Consider the following 17,909-nt stretch of genomic DNA (forward strand, 5'->3'; position numbering starts at 1 on the left):
CCGGATCTGAACGGTCAGCCGCGCTCTGCGGAGCCGCTCGCGCCGGAGGATCCCGCGGCCGGGTCGGCCTTGCCCGGCCCGGAGTAGTCCTCGCCGTACGCGCCCTTGGCGGGCCGGCGGCGGCGGAGCGGGGGCTCGACCCCGTCGGCCAGGCGGCGGGCGGTGAGGAGGAAGCCGGTGTGCCCGATCATGCGGTGGTCGGGGCGGACGGCCAGGCCCTCGACGTGCCAGGTGCGGACCATGGTCTCCCAGGCCGACGGCTCGTTGAAGGTGCCGTGCTCGCGGATCGACTCGACGGTGCGGGCCAGCTGCGTGGTCGTGGCGACGTAGGCGCAGAGGATGCCGCCGGGGACCAGCGCCTTGGAGACGGCCTCCAGGCACTCCCAGGGGGCCAGCATGTCCAGGATGACGCGGTCGACGTCGGTGTCGGAGAGGTTGTCCTGGAGGTCACCGACGGTGAGCGTCCACGCGGGGTGCGGACCGCCGAAGTAGCGTTCGACGTTCTGCGTGGCGATCTCGGCGAAGTCGGCGCGGCGCTCGTAGGAGTGCAGCATGCCCTGGTCGCCGATGGCGCGCAGCAGGAAGCTGCTGAGCGAGCCGGATCCCACCCCCGCCTCGACGACGCGGGCGCCGGGGAAGATGTCGGCCATCGCCAGGATCTGCCCCGCGTCCTTGGGGTAGACCACGGCGGCGCCGCGGGGCATGGACAGGACGTAGTCGGGGAGCAGCGGGCGCAGCGCGAGGTAGGCGACGTTCCCGGTGGTACGGACAACACTGCCCTCGGGAGCACCGATCAGCTCGTCGTGGGGGAAGGCTCCCTTATGGGTGTGGAAGCTTTTTCCCTCTTCGAGCGTGAAGGTGTAGTGGCGTCCCTTGGGGTCGGTGAGCTGGACCTGGTCCCCGACCTTGAAGGGCCCGCGACGGCGGGCGGCACCGGTCGGTTCGGACATGTGACCAGCCTACCGGCCCGTCGGGACGCCGCGGACCAGTGGGCCCGCGGACGGGGTCCGGGGACGGCGGCGGGGGCCGGGGCGGCGGGTCAGGAGTGGCGGGACATCGCGGAGACGAACGCCCGCTCGACGTCGACGCTGGAGAGCACGCCGTAGATTTCACCGGTCTCCTCGACGACGAGGTATTCGGTGGCGGGGGTGGCCCGCAGAAACTCCAGGAGGCCCTCACCCGCGAGCTCGGCGGACACCCGCATGCCGTCCTTGAGGTCCTGGGCGAGGGTGCCCACCGGGACCCAGGGGCGGCGGTGCTCGGGGACGGCCACGATGGCGGCCTCGCGGACGAGGGCGGTGGGCTCCCCCTCGCGGTCGACGACGACCAGGGCGCGGGCGCCGGCGCTGTTGGCGCGGCGCAGCGCTTCGGAGAGCGGGGTGTCGGCCTCGACCGGCACGGCGCGCCGGGTCAGCACCCGGGCCTGCAGGTCGGGCAGGCGCTCGCGCAGCCGCGCCATGCGCAGGCTGTTGCCTGCGCCGGTCCAGATGATGGCGGCGAGGATCGCCGCGAGCAGGGCGTCGGTGAGGGAGTCGGCGCCGCCGATCTCGGGGCGGGCGTTGCCGAGCGCACCGGTGTGGGTGAGCAGCGGCAGGCCGATGAGGACGGCGACGGCGAGGGCGCGGCCGACCCAGGCGGCGGCGACGGTGCCGGTCATCGGCTTGCCGGAGAGCTTCCAGACGACGGCGCGCAGCATCCGCCCACCGTCCAGCGGGAGGCCGGGCAGGAGGTTGAAGATCGCGACGATGAGGTTGGAGATCATCAGGCCCGCGAGCAGGACGCCGGGGACGGTGCCCGGTTCGACCAGCTGCATGCCGCCGTAGAAGACGCCGGCGAGCACCAGGGAGAGGAGCGGGCCGACGAAGGCGAGGACGAACTCACGGCCCGGGGTCTCGGTCTCCTTCTCGATCTCCGAGACGCCGCCGAAGAACTGGAGCTGGATGCGGCGCACCGGGAGCTTGAAGCGGAGGGCGGCGACGGTGTGCGCCAGCTCGTGGACGAGCACCGAGGCGTAGAAGGCGACGGCGAAGAAGAGCGAGACGAGGTAGCGGGCACCGCCGAGCTCGGGCAGAACGCGTTCCAGTTGCCCGCCGAAGACCCAGGTGATGAGGGCGGCGACGAGGAACCAGCTGGGGGCGACGTAGACCGGCACTCCGAAGGGGCGGCCCATGAGGATGCCGCCGCCCGGGCCCTTTCGCCTGCCGGGCGCCGGGGTCCTGGGTCCCTTCTTCGGTGCGGGCGGCTCGGGCTTGTCGGTGTCCTTGGGCGGCTCGGGCGGCTGGGACTGCACGGACTCCTGGGGGTCCTGCGGCTTCCCGCTCTCGTCCACGGCGTCCCCTCGTCGAATACGGCCTTCGCTCCTGCTCGGCGTGATCCATCGATCATGCAGGGCAAAGGGGTCTGAGGTCGATGGTATGCGGAGTGCTCCGCCGGGATCCGCCTCGGGGCCCTTCCGCGGGCGGTGGGCGCGGGGTTGTCAGTGACGGGCCGTAGGGTCTGGTGGCATGGGAACGAGCACCGAGAACGCCGAGTCGGCCGCGGCGGGCGAGCCGAGCGCGCGGCAGACCGTTGCCGGCGTCGGGCCGCAGCGCGGGCCGCTGCCGCAGGGCGGGGCCGAGGGGGAGAGCGGAGCAGGCGGTGGTGCGCCGGCCGGCGCCGGCGCGCTCGCCGGGCGGCCGGTGGCGCTGTCACCGTCGCGGGCGAGCGACTTCATGCAGTGCCCGCTGCTGTACCGCTTCCGGGTGATCGACAAACTCCCGGAGAAGCCGAGCGCGGCGGCGACCCGCGGCACGGTGGTGCACGCGGTGCTGGAGCGTCTCTTCGACGCCCCCGCGATCGAGCGCACCGCGCCGGGCGCCCGGGCCATGGTCCCGGGCGAGTGGGAGAAGCTGCTGGCCAAGCGGCCCGAGCTGGCCGGGCTCTTCGAGGGCGACGAGGCGGGCGAGCTGCTGGCGAAGTGGCTGGCGGAGGCCGAGGCGCTGGTGGAGCGGTGGTTCTCGCTGGAGGACCCGACGCGTCTGGAGCCGGCGGACCGCGAGCTGTATGTGGAGACGGTGCTGGAGTCCGGTCTGCAGCTGCGGGGCTTCATCGACCGGGTCGATGTCGCGCCGACGGGCGAGGTCCGGATCGTCGACTACAAGACCGGCAAGGCGCCCCGGCCGCAGTACGCCGAGGGCGCGCTGTTCCAGATGAAGTTCTACGCGCTGGTGATGTGGCGGCTGCGCGGGACGGTGCCGCGGCGGTTGCAGCTGGTGTATCTGGGCAGCGGCGATGTACTGACCTACGACCCCAGCGAGGCCGAACTGCGGTCGGTGGAGCGGAAGTTGCTCGCCCTGTGGGAAGCGATCCAGCTGGCGACGGACACCGGTGACTGGCGACCGCGGCCGACCAAGCTGTGCGGCTGGTGCGATCACCAGGCGCACTGCCCGGAATTCGGCGGCACTCCCCCGGTCTATCCGCTGACGGTCCGCCCGGCGGACGGTGACGACGGGCAACAGGGCAGAATGGGGCCGATCCAGGCCTGATCACCCGGACAGGGCCTCACGAAGGAGAGCTCGTGACTATCCGCGTCCTGCTGGTCGACGACCAGCCCCTGCTGCGTACGGGATTCCGGATGATTCTGGAAGCCGAGCAGGATCTGGCGGTCGTCGGCGAGGCCGGTGACGGTTTGCAGGCGCTGGACCAGGTGCGTGCGCTGCAGCCCGATGTGGTGCTGATGGACATCCGCATGCCGCGGATGGACGGTGTCGAGGCGACGCGGCAGATCACCGGCCCCGCGAAGGACGGCCCGGCGAAGGTGCTGGTGCTGACGACCTTCGATCTGGACGAGTATGTCGTCGAGGCGCTGCGCGCCGGTGCCAGCGGTTTCCTGCTCAAGGACGCGCCGGCCAACGAGCTGGTGCAGGCGATCCGGGTGGTGGCGGCGGGCGAGGCGATGCTCGCGCCGAGCATCACGCGCCGGCTGCTGGACAAGTACGCCGGGCATCTCCCGTCCGGCGAGGACCCGGTGCCGGACACCTTGCACACCCTCACCGAGCGCGAGGTCGAGGTGCTGAAGCTGGTGGCCCGTGGGCTGTCGAACGCCGAGATCGCCGCGGATCTGTTCGTGAGCGAGACCACCGTCAAGACGCATGTGGGTCATGTACTGACCAAGCTGGGCCTGCGCGACCGGGTGCAGGCGGCGGTGTACGCCTACGAGAGCGGCCTGGTCCGCCCCGGCGCGCAGTAGGCCGCGCAGCGGCTCCATCGGTTCGTGCGGCACGCCGCGGCGGGGGGGGGCCCCCCGGGGGGGGGGGGGGCCCCCCCCGGGCGGGGGGGGGGGGGCGGGGGGGGGGGGGGGGCCGGGGGGGGGGGGCGGGGGGCGGGGGGGGGGGGGGGCGGGGGGGGGCGGGGGGGGGGGCCCCCCCGCCCCGCCCCCCCCCCCCCCCCCCCGCCGCGTAAGGGGGTGCCGCTCGGGCGGGCCGGTCAGGCCTCGGTGGCCTTGCTGATCTCCCAGAACCGGAAGACGGTCGAGGAGTCCAGGGTCCACTCCAGGCCGGAGATGCCGTCGCGGGCGACGGCGTACTGCTTGCCCTGCCAGATCGGGATGACCGGCAGGTCCTTGGCGACGATGTCCTGCACCTCGCGGAACGCGGTCTTGGTGGCGCCCCGGTCGGTCTCGTCCGCGGTCTGGGGCAGCAGCCGGCCGGAGATCCGAGGCGAGTCGTAGTGGTTGGCCAGGACGCTGTCCTTGCCGAAGAACGGCTGGGTGAAGTTGTCCGGGTCCGGATAGTCGGGGACCCAGCCCTTGACGTAGACGCCGAACCGGCCGTCCGTCACGCCCTTGTCGTACTCCTTGGTGTCCACCGTGCGCACGCGCGCGTCGAACAGGCCGCTGGAGTTGAGCTGCTGGGCGATCTCCTGGAACGCGGGGACGGTGCCGGGGCCGAACCGGTCCGGGGTCGCCCACAGGGTGAGCGGGACCTTGCCCTGCAGGCCGGCGGAGCGCAGGGCGTCGGCGGCCTTGCCCGGCTGGGGCCGGTCGCCGTAGGCGTTGAAGAAGGCGGTGTTGTGACCGGTGATGCCTGCCGGGACGATCGAGTACAACGGCACGGCGGTGTGCCGGTAGACGTCCCGCACCAGGGTCGAGCGGTCCAGCAGGTAGGCGATCGCCTTGCGGACGCCCAGCTTGCCGGCGACCGGGTCCTTCATGTTGAAGACCAGGTGCATGACCTCGGCGCTTGCGCCCTCGACCACCTGGGTGCCGTGCTGGTCGTGGAGTGAGGCGTTGTTGAGCGCGGAGAGGTCCTTCATGGACAGTCCGCGGTAGGCGACGTCGACGCTGCCGCTCTGTACGGCCCTCTTGAGCTTGTCGCGGGCGTCGAAGAACTTCACGGTCATCCCGGAGTTCTTGACCTTGGCGGGGCCCTTGTAGGAGGCGTTGACGGCGAAGCGGGCCTGCCGCTGACCGTACTCCTTCAGGGTGTAGACGCCGGAGCCGACCGCCTTGCCGTCGGTGCGCAGGCGGTTCGCCGAGTAGGAGGCGTGGTCGACGATCGAGCCGGCGCCGGAGGCGATCTTCATGGGGAAGGTGGCGTCGGGCGTCTTCAGCCGGAAGACCACGGTCTTCGCGTCCGGCGTCTCGACCTTGTCGAGTGCCGAGAACATGACGGCGGGGCCGCCCGGGTCCTTGATGCGCCGGGTCCGGTCGATGGAAAACTTGACGTCCTTCGAGGTCAGCGCGTGCCCGTTGCTGAACGTCAGGCCGTCCTTGAGCGTGCAGCGGTAGACCTTGCTGGCGCTGTCGGTGAACCCGCAGCTCCTGGCGGCTTCCGGTTCGGGCGCCGTACCGCCCTTCGGGAAGCTCAGCAACGACTGGAAGACGTTGTTGAACAGCAGCCACGACCCCGGGTCGTAGCCTGCGGCAGGGTCGGTGGCCACGACCTTGTCCGTCATCCCCATGACCACGGGTTCGCCGTTGCCGGCCGATCCCGAGTCCTCAGCTCCGCACCCGGCGAGCGCGAGCAGGGCTGTGGTCAGCCCCGCTCCGATCGGGGCGGCGAGCCACTGGTCCCGCTTCCTCACTACCTGGTCCTCACGATCTGGGTGGCAAAAATGCCTGGTCACGGCAGAGATGCCGGGTCGAGCCACGGCGGTGTGCCGCGGCGGCGATGGTGTCTTGCAAAGGTGCGGAGGGCCGGCCTCAGTCGGCGACGCCGCGTCCGAGCTCCCAGATCTGCAACGCGGAGGAGGAGTTGAGGGCCCATTCGACGCCGGTGACGTCGTCCCGGGCGGCGACGTACTGCTTGCCCTGCCACAGCGGGAGCAGCGGGATGTCGTCGGCGATGATGTCCTGCGCCTGCTTGAAGCCGGCCGCGGCGGAGTTGCGGTCGGTCTGCTGGCGGGTCGTCGGGATCAACTGGGACTCGATCTTGGCGTTGCGATAAGGGGAGTTGAGGAAGTTGCCCTTGCCGATGAACGGCGCGATGTAGTTGTCGGCGTCAGGGATGTCGGCGAACCAGCCCATGCCGTAGGCGGTGTACTTGCCGGCCGAGGAGTCGGTGCGGAACTGCTGCCAGTTGTCGATGCCCTTGATGTCCACGTCGAACAGCTTGCTGCTGTTGAGCTGCTGCTGGAGCGTACGGAACTCCTTGGCGGTGCTGGAGCCGTAGTGGTTCTTGGTGTACGTGAGCGTCAGCTTCACCGGGGTGCTGATGTTCGCCTGCTGCAGGGTCTTGCGGGCGGCCGGGACGCTGGGGTTGCCGTACTTGGTGAAGAACGAGTTGATGTGGCCGGTGAGGCCGGTGGGAACCAGGGAGTAGAGCGGGACACCGGTGTAGGAGTAGACGTCGCGCACCAGCTCGGAGCGGTTGACGAGCTGCGCCATCGCCTGCCGCACGGCCCTGTCGGAGACCGCCGGGTCCTTGGTGTTGAAGGCGAGGTAGCGGATCTCCTGGCCGGGCATCTCCTGCAGGGCGATGTGCTTGTCCCGGGCGTTCTCCAGGCCCTTGATCTGGTCGGGCGACAGACCGCGGTTCATCAGGTCGATGTCGCCCTTGCGCAGGGCCTTCTCCATGCCGTCGGAGTCCTTGAAGAAGCGCATCTCCACCTTGTCGTTCTTCGCCGTGACCCCGCCCTTGTACTCGGGGTTCTTGGTGAAGACGGCCTTGGAGACCCGTTCGCCGGCGAGCTCGGTCTTGAGCGTGTACGGGCCGGAGCCGACGACGTCGAAGCCCTTGTACAGCCGGTTCTTGGGGTAGACCTCGCTGTCGACGATGGCAGCGGCCGGCGTCGCGAGCTTCTGTGGGAAGGTGGCGTCCGGCTTCTTGAGGTGGAAGACCACCTCGGTGTCGCTGAGCGCCTCCACCTTGTCGATGTCCTTGAGCAGCGACACCGGGCCGTTGGTGTAGTTGATGTCCTTCAGCCGGTCGAGGGAGAACTTGACGTCCTCGGCGGTGAGGGCGTGGCCGTTGGAGAACTTCAGGCCACTGCGCAGGGTGCAGCGGTACTGCTCGTTCCGGGTGTCGCGGAACCCGCACGACTGTGCCGCCTCGGGCACCGGCGCGGTGCCGGTCCTGGGCTGTCGCATCAGCGTCTGGAGCGTGCCGCGCAGCATGTTCCACGCGTCGACGTCGTAGGCCTGCGCCGGGTCGAGCGGCGCGGGCGCTGCCTTGGTTGCCTCGATCTGGGTGGCGACCCCGACGACGATCGGGTCGCCTCCCTCACCCGCGCCGTCGGTGCTGCCGCAGGCAGCGAGTGCGGGCACGAGCAGGCCGGCCAGCGCCGGCAGCACCAAGGTCTTGCGATTCATCGTCGGCAGGTTCCTTATCAGCGCAGAGGTGTTGCTCGCGTCGACATTAGTAGGAACGGCCAGTGGGTCCGGGACACAATGGAGTTGCAGCGATATGGCTACTGGATAACCAACCGGCGGTGACCGATATCCGGACGGTGGAACATTTCGCATGCTGCTCCACCAATCCGGACAGTTACCCCTGCCGATGCCACCGTCGAGCCCCCTTGGAACACCTACGGGGACCGCTGTCGACGGTCCGGCACGTGAGAAACGTCACGCTCCCAATTCATCGCGTCGATGCGTTAATTCGGCCATCGCATTCGTCACGGAAAATGAGCGCACCGCTGCCCTGAGTTCCGGTCGGCTTTCGTCGGAACACGCTCGGTGCACGCTTCAACGGCTTTCCGTGATGAGTGCTCGCAGAAAGGACAGATCGACTTCTTCGAGCGATCCCACGACGGTCCGGCCCGGGGCGGGCGGGATCGGGGTGACGGACGGCACCGCGACGACCCGGCAGCCCGCGGCCTCACCCGCGGTCACCCCCGTCATGGTGTCCTCCACGACGGCGCAGCGTGCGGGGTCCACGCCCAGCCGGGCGGCGGCCGTCAGATACGGGTCCGGGTGCGGTTTGGTGCGCTCCAGGTCGTCCCCGGCGAGGGTCAGCCGGAAATGCTCCCGGCCCAGCGACTGGAGCATGTGATCGATGATCGTGCGGTGCGAGGCGGAGACCAGGGCGGTCGGCACCTGATGGGCGGCCAGCTCCGCCAGGAGCCTGCGGGCGCCCGGCATCAGGGGCACACCGCGTCCGATCCGGGCCGCGAAGCTGGCGTTCAGTCGCAGGCTCAGCTCGGCGAGGCCGATCTGCGCGCCGGTGGCCTGAATCAGATAGCCGGCGCTGCGGGTCATCGGCCCGCCGACGACCACCTCGCGGTGCGTGTCGTCCAGGATGTGGCCCAGTTCGGCGAAGACCTCGGTCTCCGCCTCCCACCAGAACCCCTCGGTGTCGACGAGCGTGCCGTCCAGGTCCAGGAATACGGCTTGGAGGGTTGCGGCTTCGGCCGTTCGGGTGCCGACTGCGGGGATGCTGCTGGTCATCCATCCACCTCCGTGGGGACGTCCCCGAAGGGACGAAAGGGCCGGTCGCCGCCCCGGGATGGGGAGACAACCGGCCACTACCGGACCGACCATTGTACAACCGCACACGCAGATGCGTCCTGGCGAGAACGTCAGGAACCGCCCGGAGTGCCCCGGACGGCCCAAACGGGTCACCTGGCGTTGAAGTACTTCGCCTCCGGGTGGTGGATGACGATGGCGTCGGTGGACTGCTCGGGGTGGAGCTGGAACTCCTCCGAGAGCTCGACGCCGATCCGCTCCGGCTGCAGGAGATCCGCGATCTTGGCGCGGTCCTCCAGGTCGGGGCAGGCGCCGTAGCCCAGCGAGAAGCGCGCGCCGCGGTACTTCAGGGCGAACATGTCCTCGACGTCCGAGGGGTCCTCACCGGCGAAGCCGAGTTCGGCGCGGACCCGGGCGTGCCAGTACTCGGCGAGCGCTTCGGCCAACTGGACGGACAGGCCGTGCAGTTCGAGGTAGTCGCGGTAGGAGTTGGCCTCGAAGAGCTCGGCGGTGGCGCCGCCGATCTTCGAGCCGACGGTGACCACCTGCAGTCCGACGACGTCCCGCTCGCCGGACTCCTCGGGGCGGAAGTAGTCCGCCAGGCACAGGCGGCGGCCCCGGCGCTGGCGCGGGAAGGTGAAGCGGGTGCGCTCGGTGCCGTCCTCGTGCAGCAGGATGAGGTCCTCGCCCTTGGACACGCAGGGGAAGTAGCCGTGCACGACGGCCGCTTCGAGGAGGTTCTCGGTCTGCAGCTTGTCGAGCCAGCCGCGCAGCCGGGGCCGGCCTTCGGTCTCGACCAGCTCCTCGTACGTCGGGCCGTCACCGGTACGGGCCTGCTTGAGGCCCCACTGCCCCTTGAACAGGGCGCCTTCGTCGAGCCAGGAGGCGTAGTCGGCGAGCTGGATGCCCTTGACGACGCGGGTGCCCCAGAACGGCGGCGTCGGCACGGGGTTGTCGATGGCGACGTCCGAGCGCACCGAGCCCTCGGGCTCGGCGACCTCCAGCACGGGCGTGTCCCGCTTGGGCACCCGCCGCTGCTTGAGCTCGGGCAGGGTGGCGCCCGGCACGCCCCGCTTGACCGCGATCAGGGCGTCCATCAGGCGCAGGCCCTCGAAGGCGTCGCGGGCGTAGCGGACCTCGCCCTCGTAGATCTCGTGCAGGTCCTGCTCGACATAAGCCCTGGTCAGGGCGGCTCCGCCGAGGATGACGGGGAAGTCGGCGGCCATCTTGCGCTGGTTGAGCTCCTGGAGGTTCTCCTTCATGATCACGGTGGACTTGACCAGGAGACCCGACATGCCGATGACGTCGGCGCGGTGCTCCTCGGCGGCTTCCAGGATCGCGGAGACCGGCTGCTTGATGCCGAGGTTGACGACGTTGTAGCCGTTGTTGGACAGGATGATGTCGACGAGGTTCTTGCCGATGTCGTGGACGTCGCCGCGCACGGTGGCCAGGACGATGGTGCCCTTGCCGTCGTCGTCGGTCTTCTCCATGTGCGGCTCCAGATGGGCCACCGCGGTCTTCATGACCTCGGCGGACTGGAGCACGAACGGCAGCTGCATCTGGCCGGAGCCGAACAGCTCACCGACGACCTTCATGCCCTCCAGGAGCGTGTCGTTGACGATGGCCAGGGCCGGACGGGACTGGAGCGCCTCGTCCAGGTCGGCCTCCAGGCCGTTCTTCTCGCCGTCGATGATGCGGCGCTGCAGACGCTCGTCCAGGGGCAGCGCGAGGAGTTCCTCGGTCTTGCCGGCCTTCATGGACTTGGTGTTGACGCCCTCGAAGAGCTCCATGAGCTTCTGCAGCGGGTCGTAGCCCTCCGAGCGCCGGTCGTAGATCAGGTCGAGGGCGGTCTTGACCTGCTCCTCCTCCAGCCGCGCGATCGGCAGGATCTTCGAGGCGTGCACGATCGCCGAATCCAGGCCCGCCTTGACGCACTCGTCCAGGAAGACGGAGTTGAGCACGATGCGGGCGGCCGGGTTGAGGCCGAAGGAGATGTTCGACAGCCCCAGCGTCGTCTGCACGTCCGGGCGGCGGCGCTTGAGTTCACGGATCGCCTCGATGGTGGCGATGCCGTCCTTGCGGGACTCCTCCTGGCCGGTGCAGATGGTGAAGGTCAGGCAGTCGATGAGGATGTCCGACTCGTGGATGCCCCAGTTGCCGGTCAGGTCCTCGATCAGCCGCTCGGCGATGGCGACCTTGTCCTCGACCGTGCGGGCCTGGCCCTCTTCGTTGATGGTCAGCGCGATCAGCGCCGCGCCGTGCTCGGACGCCAGCGCCGTGACCTTCGCGAAACGCGACTCCGGCCCGTCCCCGTCCTCGTAGTTGACGGAGTTGATGACGGCCCGCCCGCCGAGCTTCTCCAGTCCTGCCTGGAGGACGTCGACCTCGGTGGAGTCCAGCACGATCGGCAGGGTGGATGCCGTGGCGAAGCGCCCGGCCAGCTCCTGCATGTCCGCCACACCGTCCCGGCCGACGTAGTCGACGCACAGGTCGAGCATGTGGGCGCCCTCGCGGATCTGGTCGCGGGCCATCTCCACACAGTCGTCCCAGCGGGCTTCCAGCATGGCCTCGCGGAACTTCTTCGAACCGTTGGCGTTCGTCCGCTCGCCGATCGCCATGTACGAGGTGTCCTGGCGGAACGGCACCGTCTGGTAGAGGGAGGCGGCGCCGGGCTCGGGTCGCGCGGTGCGCGGTGTGGGCTCCACGCCGCGGACCCGCTCGACGACCTGGCGCAGGTGCTCAGGCGTCGTGCCGCAGCAGCCGCCGACCAGCGACAGGCCGTACTCGGCGACGAAGGTCTCCTGCGCGTCGGCCAGCTCGCCGGCCGTCAGGGGGTAGTGCGCGCCGTCCTTGCCGAGCACCGGCAGGCCCGCGTTGGGCATGCAGGAGATCGGCACGCGGGAGTGACGGGCCAGGTAGCGCAGGTGCTCGCTCATCTCGGCGGGGCCGGTGGCGCAGTTCAGACCGATCATGTCGATCCCCAGCGGCTCCAGCGCCGTCAGTGCCGCGCCGATCTCCGAGCCCAGCAGCATCGTCCCGGTCGTCTCGACCGTCACCGAGCAGATCACCGGCAGGTTGGTGCCGGTGGCCTGCAGGGCACGGCGGGCACCGAGAATGGCGGCCTTGGTCTGCAGCAGGTCCTGAGTGGTCTCCACCAGCAGCGCGTCGGCGCCGCCGGCGATCATTCCCTCGGCGTTCTGCTGGTAGGCGTCGCGCAGCGTGACATAGGGGGCGTGGCCCAGGGTGGGCAGCTTGGTGCCCGGGCCCATGGAGCCCAGTACGTAGCGCTGCTGCCCGGTCGAGGCGGTGAACTCGTCGGCGACCTCGCGGGCGATGCGGGCGCCGGACTCGGAGAGCTCGAAGACCCGCTCGGGGATGTCGTACTCGGCAAGCGCCGCGAAGTTCGCACCGAAGGTATTGGTCTCCACACAGTCGACACCGACCGCGAAGTACTCCTCGTGCACCGCGCGGACGATGTCCGGGCGGGTGATGTTGAGGACCTCGTTGCAGCCCTCGAGCTGCTGGAAATCCTCCATGGACGGATCCTGCGCCTGCAGCATCGTGCCCATCGCCCCGTCGGCGACCACCACCCGGGAGGCGAGTGCCTCGCGGAAGGATTCGACGCGGGATGTGCTGCTGGACGATGGCGTGTACGAGGCCATGGAGATGCTCCCTGGTTGCGACGGCTGTCGGCTTTGCACCCTCCGGGAGAGGGCGCACCCGGCCAGCCTAGCTGCCGGTCCGGGAGACGGGACTGATGTTCCACGGCGTGGACAGTGAGGCGCGGCACGGGCCTGTGCATTAACCATGATCGCTGCAACTCTTTCGTTGCGTCCCCACGAGTCGGCATGGGCCGATATCGTTCAGCATTGTCGAACCACTTACCTCGGAGGTCGCCCGATGGCACGCACCATCCAGTCGCTGGAGCGGGCCGCCGCGATGTTGCGGTTGCTCGCAGGAGGGGAGCGGCGGCTGGGGCTCTCCGACATCTCCTCCTCCCTGGGACTGGCGAAGGGCACCGCCCACGGCATCCTGCGCACCCTGCAGCAGGAGGGCTTCGTGGAGCAGGACGCGACCTCCGGCCGCTACCAGCTGGGTGCGGAGCTGCTGCGGCTGGGCAACAGCTATCTGGACGTCCACGAGCTGCGGGCCCGCGCCCTGGTGTGGACCGACGACCTGGCCCGCTCCAGCGGGGAGAGCGTCTACCTGGGCGTCCTGCACCAGCAGGGCGTACTGATCGTGCACCACGTCTTCCGGCCGGACGACAGCCGGCAGGTGCTGGAGGTCGGGGCGATGCAGCCGCTGCACAGCACGGCACTGGGGAAGGTGCTTTCGGCCTACGACCCGGTGGCGCACAGCGAGGTCTCCGAGGCAGAGCGGGAGGCGTTCACACCGCGCACGGTGACGGGGCTGGAGGAGTTCGAGGGGCTGCTCGACCTGACCCGGGCGCGCGGCTGGGCCGCGGACGTCGAGGAGACGTGGGACGGCGTCGCCTCGCTGGCCGCGCCGATCCACGACCGACGGCGGATGCCGGTGGGCGCGGTGGGCGTCACGGGGGCCGTGGAGCGGGTGTGCAAGGACGGTGAACTGCGGCCGGAAATCATCGCCGCCGTGCGGGATTGCGCACGGGCGGTGTCAAGGGATCTTGGCGCCGGGCGGTTCTGACCGTAGTTGGACGATATGTCCATCTAACTTTTTCGCCACGGCACCCTTGACGGGGTGCTAACGGTGAACAAAACTGCCGTTCGTCGGTCGGCATTGTCGAACACCTAACGACAATATTCGCTATGGTGGGTACTGCCGCCGGCCGACCACCGCCCTCTCGGAGGGTGCGGACCACCGGAGGGACCCGGGGTTCGCCTTCCCCTGGACGAAGGACAAAGGAGTCGCCGGTGTCCAGCTCCGACATCTTCATCAGCGAGACCATCGGTACCGCCGTTCTGATCTTGCTCGGCGGTGGCGTGTGCGCCGCCGTCACCTTCAAACGCTCCAAGGCGTTCAACGCCGGATGGGTCGCCATCGCCTTCGGGTGGGGCTTCGCCGTCCTCACGGGTGCCTACATAGCCGCCAAGTCCGGCGCGCACCTCAACCCCGCGGTCACCATCGGCCTCGCCATTCAGGGCGGCATCGAATGGAACCAGGTGCCGGTGTACTTCGCGGGCGAGATGCTCGGCGCCATGATCGGCGCCGTACTGGTGTGGGTCTCCTACTACGGACAGTTCCGCGCCCATCTGACCGACCCCGAGGTCCTGGCCGACCACACGGGTGAAGAAGGCATGGTCGACAAGGCCGCCGCGCCGAAGGCCGGCCCGGTCCTGGGGGTCTTCTCCACCGGCCCGGAGATCCGGAACGTCGTGCAGAACCTCGCCACGGAGATCATCGCCACCATCGTGCTCGTGCTGGCGATCCTCACCCTGGGCCTGAGCGACAACGGCAAGGGAGTCGGCCCGATCGGCACCCTGCTCGTCGCGCTCGTCGTCGTGGGCATCGGCCTGTCGCTCGGCGGGCCGACGGGCTACGCCATCAACCCGGTCCGTGACCTCGGCCCGCGAGTCGTGCACGCGCTTCTGCCGCTGCCGAACAAGGGCGGCTCAGACTGGAGCTATGCATGGATTCCGGTCGCGGGCCCGCTGATCGGCGGAGCCATCGCCGGAGGCATCTATCAGGTGGCGTTCGCCTGACCCGCCCGACCGTCCGGACTCCGCCCGCACAGACTCCTTGGAGCACACCATGAGCGACACGCACAGCACCTCCTCGCACGGCCACGGTCCGTTCATCGCGGCCATCGACCAGGGCACGACCTCCAGCCGCTGCATCGTCTTCGACAAGGACGGCCGGATCGTCTCGGTCGACCAGAAGGAACACGAGCAGATCTTCCCCAAGCCGGGCTGGGTCGAGCACGACGCGACCGAGATCTGGGCCAACGTCCAGCAGGTCGTCGCCGGCGCCGTGGAGAAGGCCGGGATCACCTCGGCCGACGTCAAGGCCATCGGCATCACCAACCAGCGCGAGACCACCGTCCTCTGGGACAAGAACACCGGTGAGCCCGTCCACAACGCCATCGTCTGGCAGGACACCCGCACCGACGCCCTCTGCCGCGAGCTCGGCCGCAACGTCGGCCAGGACCGCTTCCGCCGCGAGACCGGCCTGCCGCTGGCCTCGTACTTCGCCGGCCCGAAGATCCGCTGGCTGCTGGACAACGTCGAGGGCCTGCGCGAGCGCGCGGAGGCCGGCGACATCCTCTTCGGCACCATGGACTCCTGGGTCATCTGGAACCTCACCGGCGGCGTCGACGGCGGTGAGCACGTCACCGACGTCACCAACGCCTCGCGCACCCTCCTGATGAACCTGCACAACCTGGCCTGGGACCCGAAGATCCTGGCCTCGATCGACATCCCGGCCGCCGTGCTGCCGAAGATCAAGTCTTCTTCCGAGGTCTACGGGCGGTGCGCGGCGGGCGTCCTTTCGGGCGTCCCGGTCGCCTCCGCACTGGGCGACCAGCAGGCGGCCCTCTTCGGCCAGACCTGCTACGAGAAGGGCGAGGCGAAGTCGACCTACGGCACCGGCACGTTCATGCTGATGAACACCGGTGACGAGCCCGTCAACTCCTACAACGGGCTGCTGACCACCGTCGGCTACCGCATCGGTGACCAGAAGCCGGTGTACGCCCTGGAAGGCTCCATCGCCGTCACCGGCTCGCTCGTCCAGTGGATGCGCGACCAGATGGGCCTGATCAACAGCGCGGCCGAGATCGAGACGCTGGCCAGCTCGGTCGAGGACAACGGCGGCGCCTACTTCGTGCCCGCCTTCTCCGGCCTCTTCGCACCGTACTGGCGTCCCGACGCCCGCGGTGTGATCACCGGCCTCACCCGCTACGTCACCAAGGCGCACATCGCCCGTGCCGTGCTCGAGGCCACTGCCTGGCAGACCCGCGAGATCAGCGACGCCATGACCAAGGACTCCGGCGTCGATCTGACCGCACTCAAGGTCGACGGCGGAATGACCTCCAACAACCTGCTGATGCAGACCCTCTCGGACTTCCTGGACGCACCCGTGGTGCGCCCGATGGTCGCCGAGACGACCTGCCTCGGCGCTGCCTATGCGGCCGGACTGGCCGTCGGCTTCTGGTCCAGCACCGACGAACTGCGCGCCAACTGGCGGCGGGCCGCCGAATGGACCCCCCGGATGGATGCGGCCACCCGTGACCGCGAGTACAAGAGCTGGCTCAAGGCTGTCGAACGCTCCATGGGCTGGCTCGATGATGACAGCACTGTCGAGGAGTAATCATGAGCACCCTGCAGAGCGTCCCGGCACTCGGGACGCACCCGGCCGACGGTTCGACCGCGAGCCGCGCCGAGACCCGGGAGCACCTGTCCAAGGCGACGTACGACCTCCTGGTGATCGGTGGCGGCATCCTGGGCATCTCCACTGCCTGGCACGCCGCGCAGGCCGGGCTGCGGGTGGCCCTGGTGGACGCCGGTGACTTCGCCGGCGCCACCTCCTCCGCCTCTTCCAAGCTGCTGCACGGCGGTCTGCGCTACCTGCAGACCGGTGCGGTGAAGCTGGTGGCGGAGAACCACTTCGAGCGGCGTGCGGTGTCCCGCGATGTGGCACCGCACCTCGCCAACCCCCTCACCTTCTACCTGCCCGTCTACAAGGGCGGTCCGCACGGCGCGGCCAAGCTCGGCGCGGGCGTCTTCGCCTACTCCGCGCTGTCCGCGTTCGGTGACGGCGTCGGCCACGTCATCAGCCCGTCGAAGGCGCAGCGCGACGTGCCCGAGCTGCGCACGGAGAACCTCAAGGCCGTGGCCGTGTACGGCGACGACCAGATGAACGACTCCCGGATGGCCCTGATGACCGTGCGCGCGGCGGTCGCGGCCGGCGCCACGGTCCTCAACCACGCCGAGGTCACCGGCCTGCGCTTCACCCAGGGACGGGTCACCGGCGCGGAGCTCAAGGACCGGCTGGACTCCCACGAGTTCGGGATAAACGCGCGCCTGGTGCTGAACGCCACCGGGCCCTGGGTGGACCACCTGCGCAAGCTGGAGGACCCGAACGCGGCGCCCTCCATCCGCCTGTCGAAGGGCGCGCACCTGGTCCTCAAGCGCACCGCCCCCTGGAAGGCCGCGCTCGCGACCCCGATCGACAAGTACCGCATCACCTTCGCCCTCCCCTGGGAGGACATGCTGCTGCTCGGCACCACCGACGAGGAGTTCGAGGGCGACCCGGCGGATGTCGCGGTCACCGAGAAGGACACCGCCCAGATCCTGGACGAGGCCGCCTACTCCGTCCGTGACCAGCAGCTCTCCCGCGACCTGATCACGTACTCCTTCGCGGGTCTGCGGGTGCTGCCCGGCGGCCCCGGCGACACCTCCAAGGCCAAGCGCGAGACGGTCGTCACCGAGGGCAGCGGAGGCATGCTGTCGGTCGCAGGCGGCAAGTGGACGACCTTCCGGCACATCGGCCGTACGGTCATGAACAAGCTCGCCGAGCTGCCCGGCCGGCCGCTGGCCGACGACATGGAGCCGATCGCGCACCTGCCGAAGAAGCTCCCGCTGCCCGGTATCGCCAACCCCAACGCGGTCGCGCACCGGCTGCTCATCGACGGTGGCACGCCGGGCCCCCGGATGGCCCCCGAGACCGCCAGGCACCTCGCCACCCACTACGGCTCGCTGTCCTTCGACATCGCGCGGATGGCGAACGAGAACCCGGCCCTGGCCGAGCGCGTCCACCCGGACGCGCCGGAGATCTGGGCGCAGGTCGCCTACGCCCGGGACCACGAGTGGGCCGAGACGGTCGACGACGTGCTGCGGCGCCGTACGACGCTGATGATCCGCGGCCTGGACACCGAGGACGTCCGCGCCAAGGTCAAGGGCATGCTGGAGGACTGACTCCCGGCCGGGACCACGGCTGACGGCAGGTCAGGTACCGGCGGAGCAAGGTGATGGGGCGGGCCACGGGGGGCCGCCCCATCGCCGTTTCCGCGGGCGGACGCCCCCGCGGCCGGAGGCCGGGGCGGGGGGCG

The 17,909-nt window shown here is 69.8% G+C and carries 12 protein-coding genes; 6 read left to right on the forward strand and 6 right to left on the reverse strand.

Features of this window, described 5'->3' with window-relative positions:
• Positions 1-14: 14 nt before the first annotated feature.
• Positions 15-950, reverse strand: a complete 936-nt coding sequence (locus tag ACGFZW_RS19380; RefSeq protein WP_393894354.1) for a tRNA (adenine-N1)-methyltransferase — start codon at positions 948-950, stop codon at positions 15-17.
• Between the two features lie 89 nt (positions 951-1,039).
• Complete coding sequence (locus ACGFZW_RS19385; protein WP_393894355.1) at positions 1,040-2,329, reverse strand: site-2 protease family protein; 1,290 nt, start codon at positions 2,327-2,329, stop codon at positions 1,040-1,042.
• Between the two features lie 175 nt (positions 2,330-2,504).
• On the opposite strand from ACGFZW_RS19385, the gene ACGFZW_RS19390 reads away from it, so the two are divergent.
• Positions 2,505-3,524: a RecB family exonuclease gene (locus ACGFZW_RS19390; RefSeq protein ID WP_393894356.1), complete on the forward strand. Its 1,020-nt coding sequence runs from the start codon at positions 2,505-2,507 to the stop codon at positions 3,522-3,524.
• 32 nt (positions 3,525-3,556) lie between these two features.
• Entirely contained in the window at positions 3,557-4,228 is a 672-nt protein-coding gene (locus tag ACGFZW_RS19395) for a response regulator (protein WP_393894357.1), read from the forward strand.
• A gap of 236 nt (positions 4,229-4,464) precedes the next feature.
• Here ACGFZW_RS19395 and ACGFZW_RS19400 read toward each other — a convergent pair whose 3' ends face one another.
• The 4 genes from ACGFZW_RS19400 to metH form a co-directional block, all read right to left on the reverse strand.
• Positions 4,465-6,063 (reverse strand): ABC transporter substrate-binding protein, encoded by a 1,599-nt coding sequence (locus ACGFZW_RS19400; RefSeq protein ID WP_393894358.1) that lies wholly within the window; start codon positions 6,061-6,063, stop codon positions 4,465-4,467.
• Positions 6,064-6,181: 118 nt separating this feature from the next.
• On the reverse strand, positions 6,182-7,789 hold the full coding sequence (locus ACGFZW_RS19405) for an ABC transporter substrate-binding protein (RefSeq protein WP_393894359.1): 1,608 nt from the start codon (positions 7,787-7,789) through the stop codon (positions 6,182-6,184).
• Positions 7,790-8,164: 375 nt separating this feature from the next.
• Positions 8,165-8,866 (reverse strand): HAD family hydrolase, encoded by a 702-nt coding sequence (locus ACGFZW_RS19410; RefSeq protein WP_393894360.1) that lies wholly within the window; start codon positions 8,864-8,866, stop codon positions 8,165-8,167.
• Between the two features lie 170 nt (positions 8,867-9,036).
• Positions 9,037-12,546, reverse strand: a complete 3,510-nt coding sequence (gene metH / locus ACGFZW_RS19415; protein WP_393894361.1) for a methionine synthase — start codon at positions 12,544-12,546, stop codon at positions 9,037-9,039.
• A gap of 238 nt (positions 12,547-12,784) precedes the next feature.
• Here metH and ACGFZW_RS19420 point away from each other — a divergent pair, with 238 nt between their 5' ends.
• From ACGFZW_RS19420 to ACGFZW_RS19435, 4 genes are all read left to right on the forward strand, one after another.
• Positions 12,785-13,549: an IclR family transcriptional regulator gene (locus ACGFZW_RS19420; protein ID WP_393894362.1), complete on the forward strand. Its 765-nt coding sequence runs from the start codon at positions 12,785-12,787 to the stop codon at positions 13,547-13,549.
• A gap of 227 nt (positions 13,550-13,776) precedes the next feature.
• Entirely contained in the window at positions 13,777-14,565 is a 789-nt protein-coding gene (locus tag ACGFZW_RS19425) for an MIP/aquaporin family protein (protein WP_393894363.1), read from the forward strand.
• Positions 14,566-14,614: 49 nt separating this feature from the next.
• Positions 14,615-16,168 carry a glycerol kinase GlpK gene (gene glpK / locus ACGFZW_RS19430; protein ID WP_393894364.1) on the forward strand — a complete coding sequence of 518 codons (1,554 nt, stop codon included), beginning with the start codon at positions 14,615-14,617 and terminating at the stop codon, positions 16,166-16,168.
• A 2-nt stretch (positions 16,169-16,170) separates the two neighbouring features.
• Positions 16,171-17,775, forward strand: coding sequence for an FAD-dependent oxidoreductase (locus ACGFZW_RS19435; protein WP_393894365.1), 1,605 nt, complete (start codon positions 16,171-16,173; stop codon positions 17,773-17,775).
• Positions 17,776-17,909: the final 134 nt, after the last annotated feature.

The organism is Streptomyces sp. NPDC048248 (assembly GCF_043201875.1).
GTDB lineage: Bacteria > Actinomycetota > Actinomycetes > Streptomycetales > Streptomycetaceae > Streptomyces.

Bases quoted from the DNA above. Each gene is read 5' to 3' on its own strand.
- ACGFZW_RS19380 (WP_393894354.1), bottom strand. From the start codon at position 950: ATGTCCGAACCGACCGGTGCCGCCCGCCGTCGCGGGCCCTTCAAGGTC.
- ACGFZW_RS19390 (WP_393894356.1), top strand. From the start codon at position 2,505: ATGGGAACGAGCACCGAGAACGCCGAGTCGGCCGCGGCGGGCGAGCCG.
- ACGFZW_RS19405 (WP_393894359.1), bottom strand. From the start codon at position 7,789: ATGAATCGCAAGACCTTGGTGCTGCCGGCGCTGGCCGGCCTGCTCGTG.
- ACGFZW_RS19410 (WP_393894360.1), bottom strand. From the start codon at position 8,866: ATGACCAGCAGCATCCCCGCAGTCGGCACCCGAACGGCCGAAGCCGCA.
- metH (WP_393894361.1), bottom strand. From the start codon at position 12,546: ATGGCCTCGTACACGCCATCGTCCAGCAGCACATCCCGCGTCGAATCC.
- ACGFZW_RS19420 (WP_393894362.1), top strand. From the start codon at position 12,785: ATGGCACGCACCATCCAGTCGCTGGAGCGGGCCGCCGCGATGTTGCGG.
- glpK (WP_393894364.1), top strand. From the start codon at position 14,615: ATGAGCGACACGCACAGCACCTCCTCGCACGGCCACGGTCCGTTCATC.
- ACGFZW_RS19435 (WP_393894365.1), top strand. From the start codon at position 16,171: ATGAGCACCCTGCAGAGCGTCCCGGCACTCGGGACGCACCCGGCCGAC.